This is a genomic window from Roseivirga sp. YIW32, from assembly GCF_057219245.1.
In genome coordinates, this window is record NZ_JBXVVG010000001.1 from 566,299 (window position 1) to 583,499 (window position 17,201).

Genomic DNA, 17,201 nt, shown 5'->3' on the forward strand with positions numbered 1-17,201 from the left:
CTGCTTAGTTCTTTGGTTTTAACAACCCTTGAATGAGGAGATTGTATTCTTGACAGGTCAATACCCCATTATTGGAATAGGGACATTGTTTATAGAGTTTTTCTCCGAGGCGGTCGCGGGTAATGATCACATCTTGTCCTTTGCAGATCGGACACATGATGGCTTGCTCGTCTTCACAGGGAATGGTATTCAGGTAGAAAAACTTACTATTGATGTCGGCTTTGTCACTTGGCGCACTTGAATTGCGATAGCCTTGTTCCGCTTGATCTAACAGGCTGATCACTTCTCTGGAAAATTGTCCACGGCTTCCTTTTAGCTCCAAGTACTTATTGAGCCAATCGATACTTTGTGCATATTTTCCTAATAAGAGGGAGTTTTTACCAAAATAGAAACAGAAGTCTGCAGAAAGGAGATCGATCTTTTCCAATGCCAGCATGAAGTACTTATCAGCTGTCGGATACTGTTCCCTCTCCATAAAGACCAAGGCAGTATCGATGTAGCTACTGGGGTTTAAAGCTACCATTGTGCGTTGCGCATTCACTGATTGAAGGCTTAACAAAAGGACAAAGACGAGCGTAAGTTTTTTCATGAAGGATTAACCGGCGCTAAAATAGTAAAGTTTAGACATGAAAATGCCCCTAAGAGTAGGGGCTTTTTCCGCTTTAACCTTATTTAATAAGTTCCCTTATTTTTTCACTGTGCCTTTTTTCGGAAGTGAAACCTTTTTACTTGCCAATCCTAGGATACCAAGTCCTGTTGCGACTGCTGCTGCTGTTAATAATACTGTTTTTGTTTTCATCCGTGTAATTTTCCTCTCTTTTATAACGGCAATCCTGATGCCAGGTTTTTATGAGCGAATACTTTTTTAATTAAACGACAGGAATCTCTATGTATAAGACAATCAACGCAATCGATTCCCCTACCTTTTCTTTGCATTAAGTGTAACTTTTTCCGTTTGTAAAGATTTCTTTCGTCAGCTGACTTTCTACCCTTATTTTCAGGGCATAAATAGAAATGAATATGAGAAGCTTTAGACTACTCCTTTTGAGCATTTGCACCATGGGTGCCTTTTCAGGGCTGCGTGCTCAGGAAGCCCCTCCGGCCATCGATACAAGGATCTATGAGATCATAGAGACCACATCTGCTGAACGCATTCAAAAGGATATCCAACAATTAGTTGATTTTGGTACGCGTAACACCTTTTCTGACACAGTGTCTGAGACGCGAGGTATTGGTGCCGCTCGTCGTTGGATAAAGGCGGAGTTTGAAAGAATCTCGGCTGCTTGTGGTGGATGTTTGGAGGTTTTTTATCAGAAGGACCTCGTTACGCAGGAAGGTAACAGGCGGGTGCCGAAAGATACTTACATCGTGAATGTGGTGGCTGTTTTGCGTGGTACTGACTACCCCAATTCTTACGTGATGATGTCAGGAGATATCGATTCTAGGGCTTCCAATACCATGAATTATGAAATTGATGCACCAGGAGCCAATGATAATGCGTCAGGCATGGCGGGTACCATTGAGGCGGCCAGAGTGCTTTCGAAGTACAAATTCAAACATAGCATTGCATTTGTTGGGCTTTCAGGAGAGGAACAAGGGCTTTTTGGTGGTGCTGGTTTGGCGAAGTATGCACAAGAAAATGAATGGAATATTGTGGGTGTACTCAACAACGACATGATCGGGAATATTGAAGGAGTCGATGGAGTGATCGACAACCGTACCTTCCGGATTTTCTCGGAACCGACACCGGCCAATGAGTCAGAGCAAGAAAGAAGAGCAAGAAGATTCACGGGTGGCGAAGTAGACGGTAATTCTCGTCAATTGGCAAGATACATCCACAAGCAGGTTAAAACTTATATGCCCGAAATGAATCCTATGATGATCTATCGTTTGGACCGATTTGGAAGGGGAGGCCACCACCGACCATTTAACGACCTCGGTTATGCCGGCGTTCGAATCATGGAGGCTCATGAGAATTACAATCGCCAGCACCAAGACATTCGTGAAGAAAATGGCATCAAATACGGTGACGTAATCGAAGGAGTGAATTTTGGCTATGCCGAGAAACTGACCGCTGTCAACGAAATATCTTTGGCGGGATTGGCTTGGGCACCACCTGCGCCAAAAGACGTAAGAATTGGTGGGGCCGTGCGTCCTTCTACTACCTTGGCCTGGGAAGCATCGGATGATCCGAATGTCGCCGGATACAAGATCTATTTTAGATTAACCACTTCTCCGACCTGGGATAACTTTGTGTATGTATCCGGAGTCAATGAGCATACCTTAGAAGGAATTGTGATCGATAATTATTACTTCGGAGTAGCCGCTGTAGGTAAAGACGGCAACGAGTCAGCAGTGGTATTCCCTTATCGTCAGATCAGAAGGAGGTAATGATCAGGCTACGATCAAAGGAAGAACCAATAGTCCACTATTGGTTCTTTTTTTTGTCTGCCTAATAACGCTTTGATCTCTTTCTTGCCTTTAGGTGACGCCACTACGATCATGATTTGTGGGTTTATAAGTGATCGTATGCTATCAATGCTTTGCAAGGTAATGCCATAGATGTCGTGGCCGATCTTATTGGGTGATTGACATACCCAATGAAACGTTTGTCCCTTAGATTGTAGCAGTTTGGCCATGTCTTTTCCATTTTTTCCTGCTCCCCAAAGTACCAAGGGGCGGCTAGGGTCTCGGTCAATGGCTAAAAAGTATTTGAGCTTCAGGTTGAAATACCGGTTGTCTTCATATTCCTTCCAGGTTCTGGAAATCCGGTCGCCACGGTCTCGCCAGTAATGCAATACCTTATTTAATCCAATGATCTTCAGCTTCGACTGATAAATGCGGAAGCACAGGTCATAGTCTTCGGGGTAGGTCTCAGGCTCGAAGGCACCAATGCTGTCCAGATCCTCCTTGTGCATCAACCAACTGTGCGAGGGGATTACACATTCTTTGTAGATCTCTTCGTCATGACGATTGTCACGGGCGACTGCATTCAACCATTGCTCATACCGAAGAAATCCACCGCCGACCTCGCCCTCATCGACAAAGTGCTCCGTTCCGCCAGCGATCAAATGACCTTTACCATATTGCTGCCATGCCTCAACCAGCGTCTCGATCTTGTCATGAGGCATTCGGTCATCAGAATCCATACGGTTGACCAGATCCCCTTGAATGTAATGATATCCATATTTTAAACTAGGGATGAGCTTAGGCCTATTGGAGTCATAAACCTTGATGCGAGGTTCTTTTTTGGCGTAGTGCCGTAGTATTTCTGCTGTGGCATCGCTACTGTGGTCATTAACGGCAATGAGCTCCCAGTTTGAATAGGTTTGAGCGATGATCGAATCAAGGCAGTCGGGTAAATAGGGGGCCGTGTCTTTGGCTGCCATGATGATGGACACTAAAGGAGTTGGGTGGGACATTTGCCCAAGTAAAGAAACTTTATGAAAAAATATTAGTTCTACAAAAATAGATTAAATATTATTTCTACATTTGTAAATGTTATGAGTAAAGGAAATCACATTGGCGAATTAGAAGAATTGATTCTTCTGTTAGTTGGCGTGCTCAGAGATGAAGCATATGCAGTAGGCGTACTACAAGAGATGAAATCGCAGACTGGACGAGAATTAAACATCAGCGCCATTCATGCGGTATTGAATCGTTTGGAGGAAAAAGGCTTGGTGACTTCTGAAATGGGTGGAGCGACGCAAGAAAGAGGGGGAAGGCGTAAGCGCTTCTATACCCTCACTGCAGCCGGAAGGCAGACGATCGATGAAGTACGTGCGGTAAGAGAAAAACTGTATGGTCAATTAGGAACAATGCCCATTTACTCAATCGCTTAGTGACGAAGTACTCGAAATATCAACCGCCCAAATGGGCAGATCGCTTTTTACAGTTTTACTGCAACAAGGAGTTGTTGGAACAACTGCAAGGCGATGTGCACGAGCTTTATTGTTGGCGATTAGCAGAGAAAGGTCCTGCTGCTGCCAAGCGCTCCTTCATTTGGGATGTCATTCGACTGTTTCGCTGGTCAAACATTAAAAAAAGGTCAAAAACTCAAAAACTAAACAACATGGGAATGCTTAAAAATTACTTCAAGATCGGTTTGCGTAACCTCTGGAAACAGCGGATGCCTTCAACCATCAACGTACTTGGTTTGTCGATTGCACTTGCCTGTTCGATTGTGGCCTTCAAATTCATTGAAGAAGGCTACAATAAGGATTACATGCACACCAATAAGGATGATCTATTCCTGGTGACGCATTGGGAAGAACTGGAGTTCAATACCGGTAGAAGTGGAAACACAGACAATGTGTTGACGAAAGAGATATTGAATTCAGTTCCGGGTATTGCGCGATCTACTCGCTACAACTTTTACAGAGCTGGCACCAAAGTGAATGATAAGGAGACGAGTACATACAGCCTATTTGTTGATGAAGACTATTTGGACATGTTCAGCTTCCAACTTGTCGCGGGCAATATCAATGCATTGAAGCAACCGGATCAGGTAGTGATCAATGAAGAAGCTGCTGCACGATTTTTTGGACAAAGCTTGGCCATAGACCAACAAATTGAATTGAAGCTGGGAGATGAATGGAAGGTCTTTACGGTCGGTGCGGTCATGAAATCCGGTACCAGAAGTTCGAGCTTACAGAATTACCTATTGGTGAATTACTCACATTTAGAACAAATGCTCAGTAAGACCAGGGAAAGCTGGAATACCAACTTCTTTATCCAAAGACAAGAAGACGTTCAGGGAAGTCAATTGATCGCGGCTATGGATGAGCTTCTGCCTTTGCACAATAAAGACAATGAGGTAAATCCTTATAAGTACTTTGAGTTGGAGCCGCTCAGAACCATGGCGATCAATTCTAATAGCATGTTTGGAGGGGTAGGCTCCGCACCCGATAGAGCGCCGAATATCCTCTTGGCTTCAATCGCCCTATTCATGTTGATCCTTGCTGTATTCAATTACATCAATATCTCGCTCGCCATGGTCATGAATCGGTTAAAGGAGATCGGTATCCGAAAAGTTGTTGGTGGGCTGCGTAGTCAATTGGTTATGCAATTTTTGATAGAGAATTTTTTACTCTGTGCATTTTCACTTTTTCTTGGTGTCCTGTTATCGAGTTCCTTCTTACTTCCAGCCTTCAATGAGATCTCAGGGCGTTCGTTGCAACTGGACTTACTTTCGCACCAGAATTTTTGGTACTTCTTATTGGCGATACTTGTTTTGGTGACACTGTTATCCGGCATTTATCCGGCAGTGGTTGCATCAGCTTACAAGCCCACAAGTATCCTTAAAAAGACAAATCTACAGAAAGGCAAAGGGTATTTGAGTTCGTTCTTCCTAAGCTTTCAAATGGTCTTGGCCTTGATCACCATCATCGCCGCCGTAATGTTCGTGCATACCAACCGTGTCAATGAAGAGAGAGACTGGGGTTACGACCAATTCAGTAAGCTGGTCGTGCCCATACCGGATGAACAGTACAGAGAGGTTTTTGAAGAAAAGCTTCTAAATGACCCAAATGTTGAAGCCATCGCAGGAACCAAAGCAAGAGTAGGTGAGACCCTCAATGGTGTTCAATTCATCAATGGAGAGGTTAAAAAATATGCAGAGCTCCTGGAAGTGGGAGCAGCGTATCCTGAGTTGCTGAAACTGCGTATTGCCTCCGGGCGATTATTTGATCCTATGCTAAAAAGTGATCTGGACCAAAAGTTGATCGTGAATGAGTCATTTTTAAGGTCTTTGCAGTTAGAATTTGATCCAGACGGCACGACCGTGGTACAGGATTCGGTGAATTATACTATCATTGGCGTGGTAGAAGATTTTTTCTATTGGTCACCTGATATGAAGATCAGAGGATTGGCCATGAAAGCGATTCCGGAAGAAGAGTATACCTCCTATTTGGCGCAAATGGTGGATGGCAATATCAATTTGCAGCGAGAAGCAATGGAAAGTGTATTGGCTGAAATTGCCGATGATAATTTGTTTGGTGTAGCCGTTCAAGAAGCTGCTTTTGACAATCACTTCGAAGAGAGTAGAGGGATTCGAAACGTCATGCTATTTACTGCTTCTATTGCCATCTTCATTGCGGCCATGGGACTCTATGGTTTGGTCAATGTAAACATTACTAGCCAGTTGAAGATGTTTGGTATTCGAAAGGTATTGGGTGCAAATGGTCGTCAGATCAGCTTGACTGCCATTAAGAAATACCGGTTTGTCATGTTATTCGCCGTATTGATCGGTGCTTCTGCTGGTGTTCTTCTGGTTAGAGAATTACTGGGGTCAGTCTATGCATACTACCCAACCATCGGTTTCGTCCCAATAGCCTGCTCCATTGTGATATTGTTGGGTGTGGCTTTCCTTACCATCAACATGCAGATACGGAAATTGAAAAAGATAAATCCGGCACAAATACTCCGAACGGAATAAGCTGGATTTAGGGCCGAAAAGTGCATGTTTCTGGCCCAGCATTATACTTTTGGCCACCGTCTTGCTCTAGCAGAGTAGGACGGTGGCCATAGTTATTTTCTGCTTTTCCACTTCTGACCTCTGTCTTCTGACCTCTGTCTTCCAACCCCAGACCTCCGACTTCCGCCCCCCGTCTCCCTAATAGATTCCCTCTCGTTGGGCCATCCACTCATCATTGGCAATGTAATCGTCATAGGTGCTTAGCTTATCCAGCACACCTTTCGGGCCGATCTCCAAGATTCTATTGGCTACGGTATTGGTAAACGTATGGTCATGTGAACTGAAGAGGACTGTACCCGGGAATTCTTGCAGGGCATTATTAAACGCTTGGATGGACTCCAGGTCCAAGTGGTTGGTGGGTTCATCCACAATCAGCAAATTGGCCTGTTGCAGCATCATGCGAGACACCATGCAGCGTACTTTTTCTCCTCCGGAGAGCACATTGGATTTTTTAAATACCTCTTCTCCGGAGAAGAGCATTTTACCCAGGAAGCCTCTGATATAAACCTCGTCCTTTTCACCTTCTGCATACTGACGCAACCAATCGATCAAATTCATGGTGGAATCAAAATAATGGCTATTCTCGTTTGGCAAGTAGGCCTTCGTAATGGTCTGGCCATATTTGAATTCACCGGTGCTTGCCTTCAATTCACCCATCAGGATCTGATAGAAGGAGGTTGTAGCCAAACTGTCCTTACTCAAGACAGCAATTTTATCCCCTCGGTTCACGAAGAGATCAAGTCCGGAAAAAAGTGTTTTTTCGCTAGTTGAATAGGACAGGTCTTTGATCTCTAGGATCTGATCACCGGCTTGTCTTTCTTGTTGAAAGATGATCGCTGGATATCGTCTGGTCGAAGGTTGAATATCGTCGACATTGATCTTATCTAATAATTTTCGTCTACTCGTAGCTTGCTTCGACTTGGAAGCGTTGGCAGCAAATCGAGAAATGAACTCTTGCAGTTCTTTTTTCTTCTCTTCGGCTTTTTTATTCGCTGCTGAGCGTTGTGAGAGGGCAAGCTGACTGGATTGATACCAGAAGCTGTAGTTTCCGGTGAAGAGTCTGATCTGGCCAAAATCAATATCAACAATGTTGGTACATACCGTGTCTAAGAAGTGTCTATCGTGAGAAACGACGATCACGGTGTTCTTGAATTCCAGTAAGAAATCCTCTAACCAGGCAATGGTCTGGATGTCCAAGTCGTTTGTTGGCTCATCAAGAATAAGCAGGTCTGGATTACCGAAAAGTGCCTGAGCCAATAGCACGCGCACTTTTTGACTTCCATTCAGGTCTTTCATTAAACTGTAGTGCAAGTCTTCTGTGATGCCCAAACCACTCAATAATGCCGCCGCATCCGATTCTGCATTCCAGCCATCCATTTCGGCGAATTGTGCTTCCAGCTCCGATGCTTTAATGCCATCAGCTTCTGAGAAGTCTGGCTTCATGTAGATCGCATCTTTTTCTTTCATGAGCTCCCACAGCACGGTATGTCCCATCATCACTGTGTCCAATACCGTGTTCTCATCAAACTCGTAGTGATTTTGCTTGAGCACGGCCATGCGTTTGCCAGGTTCAAGCGTGACAGTACCTGAATTCGGGTCAACATCTCCTGAAAGGATCTTTAAAAATGTCGATTTTCCGGCACCGTTAGCGCCAATGACACCATAACAGTTGTTGCCAGTGAATTTGATGTTTACCTCATCGAAGAGTACTCTTTTGCCATAAGCAAGAGAAATATTTTGTACTGCGATCATAGTTTCTCCTTTTTCAGCCGGCAAAGGTAAGGGACTTATTGCGGAAAAGTGCCATTGAAGTCATTTTAAAACAGCTATTTCCCTCTACCTGTAAGGTTTAATTTCATAACTTTCCTCCACAAAGAAGATTATGAAGAAGTTGTTTTTACTCACCTGTGCATTCACTCTTACGTTCAACCTGACAGCACAAGAACCAGTGCTAAAATTGGCCAGTGACCCTTGGCCACCCTTTACGAATGTGGACGAAAAGGGAGCCATCGCACTTGATTTGGTGAAGTTCGCACTTAAACGATCGGGACGTGATGTTGAATTCGAGATCAAGCAATTTACAGAGGTGATCGACGGCATTGTAAAAAAGGAATACGATGGAAGTGCTGCGCTTTGGCGAAATAAGCAGCGCGAAGAGGTGATGCTGTATTCAATCCCATACCTGTACAATCAAATCATTCTGGTGGGCAGGGAAGGTGCAGATGTCAGTGCAGATGAAATCGATGATCTTACGGGAAAGAGCATTGGGGTCGTTGCGGATTATGCTTATGGTGACCTGATGGTGCGATCAGCTATCGGTCAAGAAGAAGAGTCGAATGGTGCAACCTTTGTTGCAGGGGCGAGTGATCAAGAGAACTTAGAGAAACTCCTAAAGGGTGAAATTGACTACATGTTGGTGGATGCGCTTTTGGTTGAATATGCTAAGAAACACCAATCGGATGAACTCAATGCCAAGCTGGATTTTGGAAGTCACGTGCTCATGACCAGGTCGCTACATTTTGCAGTTAGAAAAGATGTGCCTCAAGCCTCCGAGATCATTGAAGGATTTAATAGAGAAATTCAAGCCATGGCGGCTGACGGGAGTTACAGCAGGATCTTACAGCTTACTTGGGTGAAAACAGATTTAGATGGTGATGGAGTGCAAGAATACCTATTGAATGGCGATAAGGCAGGTTTATTAGCGCCAAGCAATGCCTATTCGCTTACACCGAATAGTACACCTGAGATGACAGCTGACAATTATTACATCGATGGCAAGATGTACAAAGGCTGGGACAACGTTCCTAATCGCTATAAACAACCGCAGGTCACTCAACAACAACTACAAACCTTTAACTTTTTTGCCATTCCAATTGGACAGAATTAAGTCAAAGTAATAAAGAACTGCTAGCCTAAGTTTTCCTTAAAGAAGGCAATCGTGCGTTCCCAACTTAACTTGGCCGCAGCCTCGTCATAACGTGGCGTAGTATTGTTATGAAATCCATGGTTAACTTCAGGATACATGAACATCTCGAAGCTCTTGTTGTTGGCGACCAATGCTTCTTCATATGCAGGCCATCCTGCATTTACCCGTTGATCTAATCCAGCATATTGGATCAATAGAGGGGAATTGATCTTTGCTGTTTCCTCTGCACTTGGTTGCGAGCCATAGTAAGGCACGGCAGCGTTCAGGGTTGGAATTCTTACTGCCATCATGTTACTGATCCAGCCGCCAAAGCAGAAGCCCACCACACCGATATTGCCATCACAATCAGGGTGCGATTTTAAGAAATCGTAAGCAGCAATAAAGTCTTCTAACATTTCGCCTCGGTCTCTTTTGCGTTGCAGTGTTCGGCCCTCATCATCATTGCCGGGATAGCCTCCCAATGGGGTCAATGCATCTGGTGCGATGGATAGAAAACCATCTACCGCACACCTTCGTCCAACGTCTTCAATGTAAGGGTTTAAGCCCCTGTTCTCGTGCACAACAACAATACCAGGAAGCTTTCCTTTTGCCTGCGCTGGTTTAGAAAGAAGTCCTTTGATCTCTCCGCCACCTTTAGGCGAATCGTACATCACATAGTCTGAGGAGATGCGCTCATCGTCAGGACGCACATCAGGGTTGGAGTAATCTGGCATAATCGCACTGAGCAAAGAAGGCACGGTCAATCCGCCTACAGCGAATACTGAGAGTTTCTCAATGAATGACCTGCGATCAAACTTGTTGTGTGCATAGTCGTCGTATAAGTCGAATACTGCTTGTTGAATGTCTTCTTTGCCTAGTTTTTTCATGACATCGCTTTTTATCTAAGTTAATTGATGAAAAAACGTCAATCAAAAAGATTTGATGAACGGCAGAGTAGACTTTAAGCGTTAAGCTATAAGGGTAAGATGAAGTACAAAGTACCAAGTGTCTACATGCTACGTGCCATGTACCACGTACCACGTACTAAGTACCATGTACTACGTACCAAGCATTAAGCACCATCACCCTGTACTCTTCAAGCCACCGGCGAGCGCATTGACGATCAGCAATTGCTTGTGCAGCAATTTCGCTTTAAGATCCTCGTTTTCCGATGGACAAGCGCGCCATTTTTTGATCTCGGCCAATTGCACCTGGTGGAGAGGGGCAAGGCCTTTATTTCTGATCTCATTGTCCATGAGTTTCGCAAAACGTCTTTCGGTTTTATTTCCTCCGAGGATGTCATCGACAAAAAACAGGGCTTTGTCATAGTCTTCCCAAATGATCTGCATCATTTCTTCGGCGACCGCTTGGTCTTGCATCAGGTCTTTGAAGGCCAGCATGATGTCTTTATCAGCACTCAGCAAGTTGGTCTCTAATTGGATCATCAAGTATTTGAAGAACGACCAGTCTTGAGCCAAGGACTTCAGCTTTTCATAGTCTGCCGGGTTTTCGTTTTTGATGGCCTCAATACCTGAACCCAATCCAAACCAACCGGTAAGGCCAAAGCGCGATTGACTCCAGCTGAATACCCAGGGTATCGAGCGTAAGTCGTCTAAAGAGGTTTGGCCCGTTCGGCGTGAAGGCCGTGAGCCGATCTTGCTTTCTTCCAGCACATCGATGGGCGTCACCCCACGGTAGAAGGGAATGAATTGTGGGTGCTCTAATAAGGACCTATATTTTTCCTGAGAACGTTGTTGGGCTTTGTTGATAATGCTGGCCGCATCATTGAAGAATTCATCATCTTTTCGATTCATTACCTGACGTAATGGGCCAGAAAGTTGCATTTCTAGGTTATAGGTTGCGTTCAATAAGTTGGCGTATTGATTGGCAATGGTCTCACCCTGGATCGTCATTTTGATCTGTCCACTCATGGAATTTGGCGGCATGCTGTGTAAGAAACGATGCACTTTACCACCACCACGGCTGATGGTTCCACCGCGGCCATGGAAATAGCTCAGTTCGAAACCATTGGCTTTGGCAATGGTACTTAGCTTCGCCTCGGATTTGTAAATGGTCCAGCGACTGGATAGAATACCTCCATCTTTGTTGCTGTCGCTATAACCCAACATGATCTCCTGAATCTTTGGTTTATCAAGGAAGCGTTCTTGTGTGATCGGATGCTTCAAATAGGCGTCAATGATCTCTTGTCCCGCTTCTAGGTCTTCAATGGTCTCCAACAGTGGAGCAACTTGAAAGTGTCGATGGTCTAGTCCCACTTCGCGGAAGAACAGGAACATGACCAAAAGATCACTCAAGCTACGGGTCATGCTGACGATAAAGGATGAAATGCCTTCTGGTCCGAATTGATCGGTGTGGTCTTTGATCACTTTGAAATACGCAATGACATTGCCTGCTTCTTCCTCGCAAGGAAAACCAGGAGGCAGAAAAGGACGATTCAGTTTGAGTTCTTCATTCAAGAACGTTAATCGTTTCTCTTCTGACCACTCACCGTAATTCGCATCTTCAAATCCGGCTGCATTCAAGATCCATGATAAGGCCTTTTCGTGGTAGGCACTATTGTTTCTAATGTCTAGTTGTGCCATGTGAAAGCCAAAGCACATGACTTTTCGTTCGACAGGAAAAATGATCTGGTTGACCAACTGATGGTCGTTGATCTCACGAAGCGATTTTTTTAGGACAGCAAGGTCGGCTAGCAATTCATGGGCATAATGATATTTGATCTCTTCTCTTCCTTTATCAACAAGGCTATTGTTCAGCTTATACAGCATCATGCCCGCAAATTGACGCCAGGGTTCCCCCGGATTACGCTGAATGATCTTCTTTGCTTTTCGACCAACTGCCTTACTCATTTCTCCGATGGCCGTTTGAAACCAAGACGGTACTTCCACCAAGTGTTCGGAGAAGCTCAATTGTTTGACCATGTGTTCAAGGCTTTGCTTGTGAATGAGCAGGGCCTCCTGTCGATGAATGCTCAAGGTCTCTTTGGTGAATTCAGACGTCACAAAGGGATGTCCGTCTCGGTCGCCACCGACCCAGCTACCAAATTCGAGCCGAGGAAAATCTTCTGCGTCTTTTAGTAAGTCCATGTCAAAGCCGGCATGCTTCCATGCACTGCGCAGTTTTCTGTCGACAAGGTTGAGGGCAATGGGAAAGACATTTCTGAAATAATGGAGGATGTTGCTGCGCTCATCTTCAAGCCGAGGTTTCTCCAAGTAGATCTCTCCCGTACGCCACCAGCGTTCCACGAGCCCTTTGATGTCTTCCCTTAGATCTTCTTTCTCGGAAACGGATAGGTTCGGGTTTTCGCGGCGCACAAGCATTTTGTACAATTCACGATGTATCTCTAATACTGTAATCCGTTTGGCTTCCGTTGGGTGTGCGGTTAAAACAGGGCTCACACGGATCTTTTTCAACTCCTTCACGATCTCTTTTTGATCATAGCCTTGTGCTTTCAAATGAGCCAGAGTCTCAGCCCAGGAGCCTTGAATTTCTTCAGCAGCTACATGATTTTCGACCTTTCTGCGGTGGTGGGTTGCATTGTTCTCGTCGATCAGGTTGAGCAATTGAAAAGAAATGCTCAAGGCCTGGATCAATTTTTCATGGTCCAAATGATCTGGAACTTCTTCAATTTCTTCATTGACCCAGGGTAAAAATTCAGCCAATGCCGATTCCCCCATCGCTTCCAATACTTCTTGAAAGGCCAGCATGAGGTACAGAAAATCCGCTTTATTCTTTTTTATGGATTGTTCAGAGAGTTGATCGATGGTCATGACAATTGCTTTTTCTACAAGATGACTTAGAAAAAGCGGACATAAAAATGCGCGGAAAATAAATTATGGAATCGAATGAAGGAGGAGGGCGCTTGCTACTTTTTTCAGTTGAACGGATTACTCCATTTTTCTTCTATGCCAACACTTTCATCTGTCAATGTGTTGAGGAAAGCGACTAGGGCAGCTTTTTCCGCATCTGTCAAGTTCAAGCGAATGGGATTGCCGTTCGCATCAGTGAGGGCAGGAGATAGGGTTGGGTGAGCTTGGATACCACTATTGTAATGTTCCACAACTTCTTCCTGGGTAGCAAAGCGACCATCGTGCATATAGGGTGCTGTCAATGCAATGTTTCGAAGACTGGTCGTTTTGAATCTGCCTAGAAATATTGGGTTTGAAAATACTGCGCCGGCACCCAAATCATCAGATGAGATCGCATCTAAGCCATTATTCTGAGGCCCTGGATTGGCGCTTACAAAGGCTTCTGTGGTGTGGCAACCAAAACAGGCACCACCACCATTCGTGATCGTCCTAAAGAAGATGTTTTTTCCCAAATTCTCTTCTGCGGTGAAATTTGGAAAGTTCGCTCCTGGTGAGGGCGACTGCGCTCTGCCTTCATCGCATTTGCTGGAATAGCTTACTATACTGCGTACGAATTGTGCCAGCGCTTTTGGTGTTTTTTCTGAGGTGACCTCTTCTGAAGCGAAGGCTTGTTGGAATAATTCAGGATAATAGGCCTGATCTTCGACTTCACTCACTACTTGCTCCAAGGTCATGCCCATTTCAACGGGATCAATAGACAAGGTTTGCCTGTTCTCTGAGCTTCTACATTCAGTTTTACGCTCTAGTTGCAGAGATCAGATGATGTAACAGAAGCCTTAATTTTTATTTTACCTGTGTTTAGTGAAATGGGAGTTTACCGAAGCTCTAAATTATGCTAAAGGTCAAACTTTAAATTCTCCATGTCTTGTTTCCCAATGATTGTTATAATCTCAATACTATCATCATTAAATCGAAAGTAAATTGTATCGACACCCGAGATACATCTTCTATATCCTTCTTTAATGTGATCTACCGCTTCATAGGCAAATGGGTTTTTAGCTATTTTTTCAAAGGATTCGAAGAAGGCGTTGAAATACTTCTCTGCTTGTTTTTCACCAAAACGGATCACGCCATAGGTATAGATCCTTATTAAGTCCTCCTTTGCAGTGTTGCTAATTTTATAATTAGCCATTAAACTTAGACTTTGCTAGTGCTAAGATTTCAGATTGTGTTTTATCAGTAAACCCGCTTTTTTCTGCGTTTTCAATTTTATTTCTGATCCAATTGATTTGTGCTTGTTGTTGACGTGCTTGTCGAATAAGGTCATTGATCAACTCGCTTTTGCTCGTGTATTCTTTACTTTCAACTTGGGCTTTAAGCCACTTATCGTTGGGTTCCGTGAATGAAATACTTTGTCTAGACATCATTGAACGTTTGATGTAAATTTACATCAAAAATGCACCAAAAACAATTTCAATCTTCATACTTGAAGCAAACTTCAAACATCTACTTAGGCGGCTCAGTGAGGTGTTGGTCAAAGAATGCGATAAGCTTACCAAAGAGGTAGCGGTTATAATATCGCTGGCCGCTCCATCCATGTGTTGCGCCCGGTGCAAAGGCAAAGTCGAAGTCCTTGCCCTGCTTGATCAATTCTTCAGCTAACACAGCCGTTGTTTTAAAGGGTACCACATGGTCCTGCATACCATGGATGAACATCAGTTTGTCCTCCAGATTTGCAGCGTATTTGAGTGCTTTTCTTTCAAAAACCTCTGGGTGGGTTTGTGGAGTTCGAACGATAGCGACATCGTCCGTACCAAAGAAGATCGGGTCAACAGCCGCTGCTGCTGCAACACCGGCTTGGAATAACCCCGGCTTCTTTAACAGCGAATAAACGGAGAGTGTGCCACCATAGCTGCTGCCCCAGATGCCGATGCGATCAGGATGGACATAATCCAATGATTCCATGTAGGCAACGGCACTTGCATAATCTTCAATGTCCTGGTCGGCAAAGCCTAAGAGGAATTCTTCACGGAATGCACGGCCATACCCGTCGCTGCCCCGTGAATCTACCTGCACAATGATATATCCTTTTTTGACCAACAGTTGCTGGACAAGGCTGTAGTTACCGGCCCATCGATTCCTCGCTGTATTTGAATAGACAGGGCCAAACAGCACGGGATACTTCTTGCCAGGCTGCATGTTGGTAGGCTTCAGGATGCGGGCATGGAGCGTGTAGTCATCTACAAGGCTGGGGAAACTTACGTATTCCGCAGCTGTCCAAGTGCGCTCTGTAAAGGCAGATAAGGGTGAGTGGGTTAATCTTACGGCGTCGTCACCCTCGCTACCTGCCACATACAGCTCAGCAGGAGAGGTATCGTTGCTGTGCATGAACACCAAGTGCTGCCCATCCGGTGAGGGGTAGCCTGAGTTCTGACCTGCAAGACGTGTCAGCTGCTCGGGAGCACCACCAGACGACTTGAGGCGATACACATGTTGTTCGTAAGGGTTAACCCCGTTGCCAGTATAGAAAAGGGCATCACCAGCAATACTAGGGGCAGAAAGTACATCGTATGACGGATCTGTCAATAGCTGCGGACGGTCATTGTTTTTAGTTGCGTCGATCGTGTAAAGACCGTAGCGGTCACCCATATCACTAAGGAAAATGACATGCTTTCCATCCGGATGCCAAGTGGATCCAAAGGAGGTGTATATGCGGCTCTCTCTAACACCTCGGTAGATCTCACGCAGTTCATTTTCTCCTGGGCGAACGACGAATAACTTACGTTCAACTGCCGTATCGGATGCTGTATCAATTAGCAAATCTCCACTTGATGACCAGTTGAAGTCGATGACCTGGTTGGCATGCGGATCTGGTAAATCGAGGTAGGTGATATCTCCGCTTTCTACATCAAGTAAGCCTACTCTTCGGATCTCGTTTGGATCGCCCGGGTAACTTCTACGTACCTCGTTGGGTTCGGTTTCGGTAGCAAGGTAATTCGGGAAAGGTACCTTTCGCATCTCACGTCTGTCAACCACGTGAATGGCAATGGTCTTACCATCCGGCGACCATTTATAGGTTGGTCCACTCCAGATACCCGGACCGATTTCACGTTCCGCACGGCTGTAGCGTCCTTTCTGCAAGTTCGAAAGACTGGCAATACCAATATCAGTAAGCCGGTAGTTCTGTTTGGAAACGAGGTCAGCAAGCCACAGGTCGCCGTTGATTAGATATGCAATTTGTTCGCCGCTTGGTGATTTCGATAGGTTATATGCGCCAGGCTTGAGAGCCATTAACTCCCGGTCTTCTCCTTGGTTCAGCAACGTCTGCCAGACCATATTGCCTCGAAGGGTCAAAATGGTGTTTGCGTCAAACCATGCAATATCACGCACCGAGGCGGCTGATGTGTTCGAAATGAGGCGCACTTCTTGTCCATCGCTTGCGGATACCCAGAGGCCGCGTCCAGACTGTCCCGGTTCGCTCCAGGAAAAGGCGAAGTGTGTGCTGTTCGGTGACCAAACCGGCCGCGAAGGGGTTGTGCCCGTTATTCTTGGTGTAGCGAAAATGTCATCAAGCGTGAGTTCAGTTTCCTGCGCACTGCTCAATGCGGGCATTGTCATCAGTACGCTTGTCATTACCCATAGTTGCCAAAAAGAGATTTTCTGCATGTCTTCAGTTTTTAAGCTCAGAAAAAAAAAGATCTAATGCTGTTAAGATAACATACTCACTCATGGAGTGCACACATTCTGGCCATCTTCTAAGAAAGATTTTTGGGTTTTCACTCCACATTTTCCCTAGCGTGCCAAGGACTCGTCTAAGGTAAGACTGTAGCTTTTGCGTTGTATCTAAAGTGACGAACCATAGTCCCGATAGCCATCGGGATCAAGAAACTTCAGAAGTAGCAGAGAACGACTAAGCTCAGAGTAAGCTATCGTAAGCGACGTTAGGATCTTATGCATTTTACTCAATGTTGCCCTTAGTATTATTTTACTT

At 45.0% G+C, this 17,201-nt stretch carries 13 protein-coding genes; 4 read left to right on the plus strand and 9 right to left on the minus strand.

What is annotated here, in order from left to right; genetic code table 11:
• Window positions 1–4 precede the first annotated feature (4 nt).
• Window positions 5–589 (minus strand): hypothetical protein, encoded by a 585-nt coding sequence (locus AC2D6U_RS02855; RefSeq protein WP_484719428.1) that lies wholly within the window; start codon window positions 587–589, stop codon window positions 5–7.
• 431 nt (window positions 590–1,020) lie between these two features.
• Between AC2D6U_RS02855 and AC2D6U_RS02860 the strand changes: the two genes are divergently transcribed.
• A complete protein-coding gene (locus AC2D6U_RS02860) occupies window positions 1,021–2,391 on the plus strand; it encodes a M28 family peptidase (RefSeq protein WP_484719429.1) in 1,371 nt (456 codons plus the stop codon).
• Window positions 2,392–2,405: 14 nt separating this feature from the next.
• Here the strand turns inward: AC2D6U_RS02860 and AC2D6U_RS02865 are convergent, their stop codons facing one another.
• On the minus strand, window positions 2,406–3,422 hold the full coding sequence (locus AC2D6U_RS02865; protein WP_484719430.1) for a glycosyltransferase family 2 protein: 1,017 nt from the start codon (window positions 3,420–3,422) through the stop codon (window positions 2,406–2,408).
• An 81-nt stretch (window positions 3,423–3,503) separates the two neighbouring features.
• Here AC2D6U_RS02865 and AC2D6U_RS02870 point away from each other — a divergent pair, with 81 nt between their 5' ends.
• Both AC2D6U_RS02870 and AC2D6U_RS02875 read left to right on the plus strand, forming a co-directional pair.
• On the plus strand, window positions 3,504–3,842 hold the full coding sequence (locus AC2D6U_RS02870) for a PadR family transcriptional regulator (protein WP_484719431.1): 339 nt from the start codon (window positions 3,504–3,506) through the stop codon (window positions 3,840–3,842).
• Complete coding sequence (locus AC2D6U_RS02875; protein WP_484719432.1) at window positions 3,842–6,436, plus strand: ABC transporter permease; 2,595 nt, start codon at window positions 3,842–3,844, stop codon at window positions 6,434–6,436. The genes AC2D6U_RS02870 and AC2D6U_RS02875 overlap by 1 nt, the downstream gene beginning before the upstream one ends.
• A 177-nt stretch (window positions 6,437–6,613) precedes the next feature.
• On the opposite strand, the gene AC2D6U_RS02880 is transcribed toward AC2D6U_RS02875, so the two are convergent.
• The gene (locus AC2D6U_RS02880) at window positions 6,614–8,227 is read right to left on the minus strand and encodes an ABC-F family ATP-binding cassette domain-containing protein (protein WP_484719433.1); all 1,614 of its coding nucleotides are present in this window, start codon (window positions 8,225–8,227) and stop codon (window positions 6,614–6,616) included.
• Between the two features lie 130 nt (window positions 8,228–8,357).
• Here AC2D6U_RS02880 and AC2D6U_RS02885 point away from each other — a divergent pair, with 130 nt between their 5' ends.
• Window positions 8,358–9,362, plus strand: coding sequence for a substrate-binding periplasmic protein (locus AC2D6U_RS02885; RefSeq protein ID WP_484719434.1), 1,005 nt, complete (start codon window positions 8,358–8,360; stop codon window positions 9,360–9,362).
• A 20-nt stretch (window positions 9,363–9,382) separates the two neighbouring features.
• Here the strand turns inward: AC2D6U_RS02885 and AC2D6U_RS02890 are convergent, their stop codons facing one another.
• From AC2D6U_RS02890 to AC2D6U_RS02915, 6 genes are all read right to left on the minus strand, one after another.
• Entirely contained in the window at window positions 9,383–10,267 is an 885-nt protein-coding gene (locus AC2D6U_RS02890; protein ID WP_484719435.1) for a dienelactone hydrolase family protein, read from the minus strand.
• Between the two features lie 195 nt (window positions 10,268–10,462).
• Window positions 10,463–13,171 (minus strand): phosphoenolpyruvate carboxylase, encoded by a 2,709-nt coding sequence (locus AC2D6U_RS02895; RefSeq protein WP_484719436.1) that lies wholly within the window; start codon window positions 13,169–13,171, stop codon window positions 10,463–10,465.
• 104 nt (window positions 13,172–13,275) lie between these two features.
• Window positions 13,276–13,971, minus strand: a complete 696-nt coding sequence (locus AC2D6U_RS02900; RefSeq protein WP_484719437.1) for a cytochrome-c peroxidase — start codon at window positions 13,969–13,971, stop codon at window positions 13,276–13,278.
• Window positions 13,972–14,105: 134 nt separating this feature from the next.
• A complete protein-coding gene (locus AC2D6U_RS02905; RefSeq protein ID WP_484719438.1) occupies window positions 14,106–14,402 on the minus strand; it encodes a type II toxin-antitoxin system RelE/ParE family toxin in 297 nt (98 codons plus the stop codon).
• Window positions 14,395–14,637: a ribbon-helix-helix domain-containing protein gene (locus AC2D6U_RS02910; RefSeq protein ID WP_484719439.1), complete on the minus strand. Its 243-nt coding sequence runs from the start codon at window positions 14,635–14,637 to the stop codon at window positions 14,395–14,397. The genes AC2D6U_RS02905 and AC2D6U_RS02910 overlap by 8 nt, the downstream gene beginning before the upstream one ends.
• Window positions 14,638–14,716: 79 nt before the next feature.
• Window positions 14,717–16,876, minus strand: a complete 2,160-nt coding sequence (locus AC2D6U_RS02915) for a S9 family peptidase (protein WP_484719440.1) — start codon at window positions 16,874–16,876, stop codon at window positions 14,717–14,719.
• Between the last annotated feature and the right edge of the window lie 325 nt (window positions 16,877–17,201).

Excerpts from the sequence above, each read along its gene's own strand:
- AC2D6U_RS02855 (WP_484719428.1), bottom strand. The coding sequence starts at position 589 with ATGAAAAAACTTACGCTCGTCTTTGTCCTTTTGTTAAGCCTTCAATCA.
- AC2D6U_RS02860 (WP_484719429.1), top strand. The coding sequence starts at position 1,021 with ATGAGAAGCTTTAGACTACTCCTTTTGAGCATTTGCACCATGGGTGCC.
- AC2D6U_RS02865 (WP_484719430.1), bottom strand. The coding sequence starts at position 3,422 with ATGTCCCACCCAACTCCTTTAGTGTCCATCATCATGGCAGCCAAAGAC.
- AC2D6U_RS02870 (WP_484719431.1), top strand. The coding sequence starts at position 3,504 with ATGAGTAAAGGAAATCACATTGGCGAATTAGAAGAATTGATTCTTCTG.
- AC2D6U_RS02880 (WP_484719433.1), bottom strand. The coding sequence starts at position 8,227 with ATGATCGCAGTACAAAATATTTCTCTTGCTTATGGCAAAAGAGTACTC.
- AC2D6U_RS02885 (WP_484719434.1), top strand. The coding sequence starts at position 8,358 with ATGAAGAAGTTGTTTTTACTCACCTGTGCATTCACTCTTACGTTCAAC.
- AC2D6U_RS02890 (WP_484719435.1), bottom strand. The coding sequence starts at position 10,267 with ATGAAAAAACTAGGCAAAGAAGACATTCAACAAGCAGTATTCGACTTA.
- AC2D6U_RS02895 (WP_484719436.1), bottom strand. The coding sequence starts at position 13,171 with ATGACCATCGATCAACTCTCTGAACAATCCATAAAAAAGAATAAAGCG.
- AC2D6U_RS02905 (WP_484719438.1), bottom strand. The coding sequence starts at position 14,402 with ATGGCTAATTATAAAATTAGCAACACTGCAAAGGAGGACTTAATAAGG.
- AC2D6U_RS02910 (WP_484719439.1), bottom strand. The coding sequence starts at position 14,637 with ATGATGTCTAGACAAAGTATTTCATTCACGGAACCCAACGATAAGTGG.
- AC2D6U_RS02915 (WP_484719440.1), bottom strand. The coding sequence starts at position 16,876 with ATGCAGAAAATCTCTTTTTGGCAACTATGGGTAATGACAAGCGTACTG.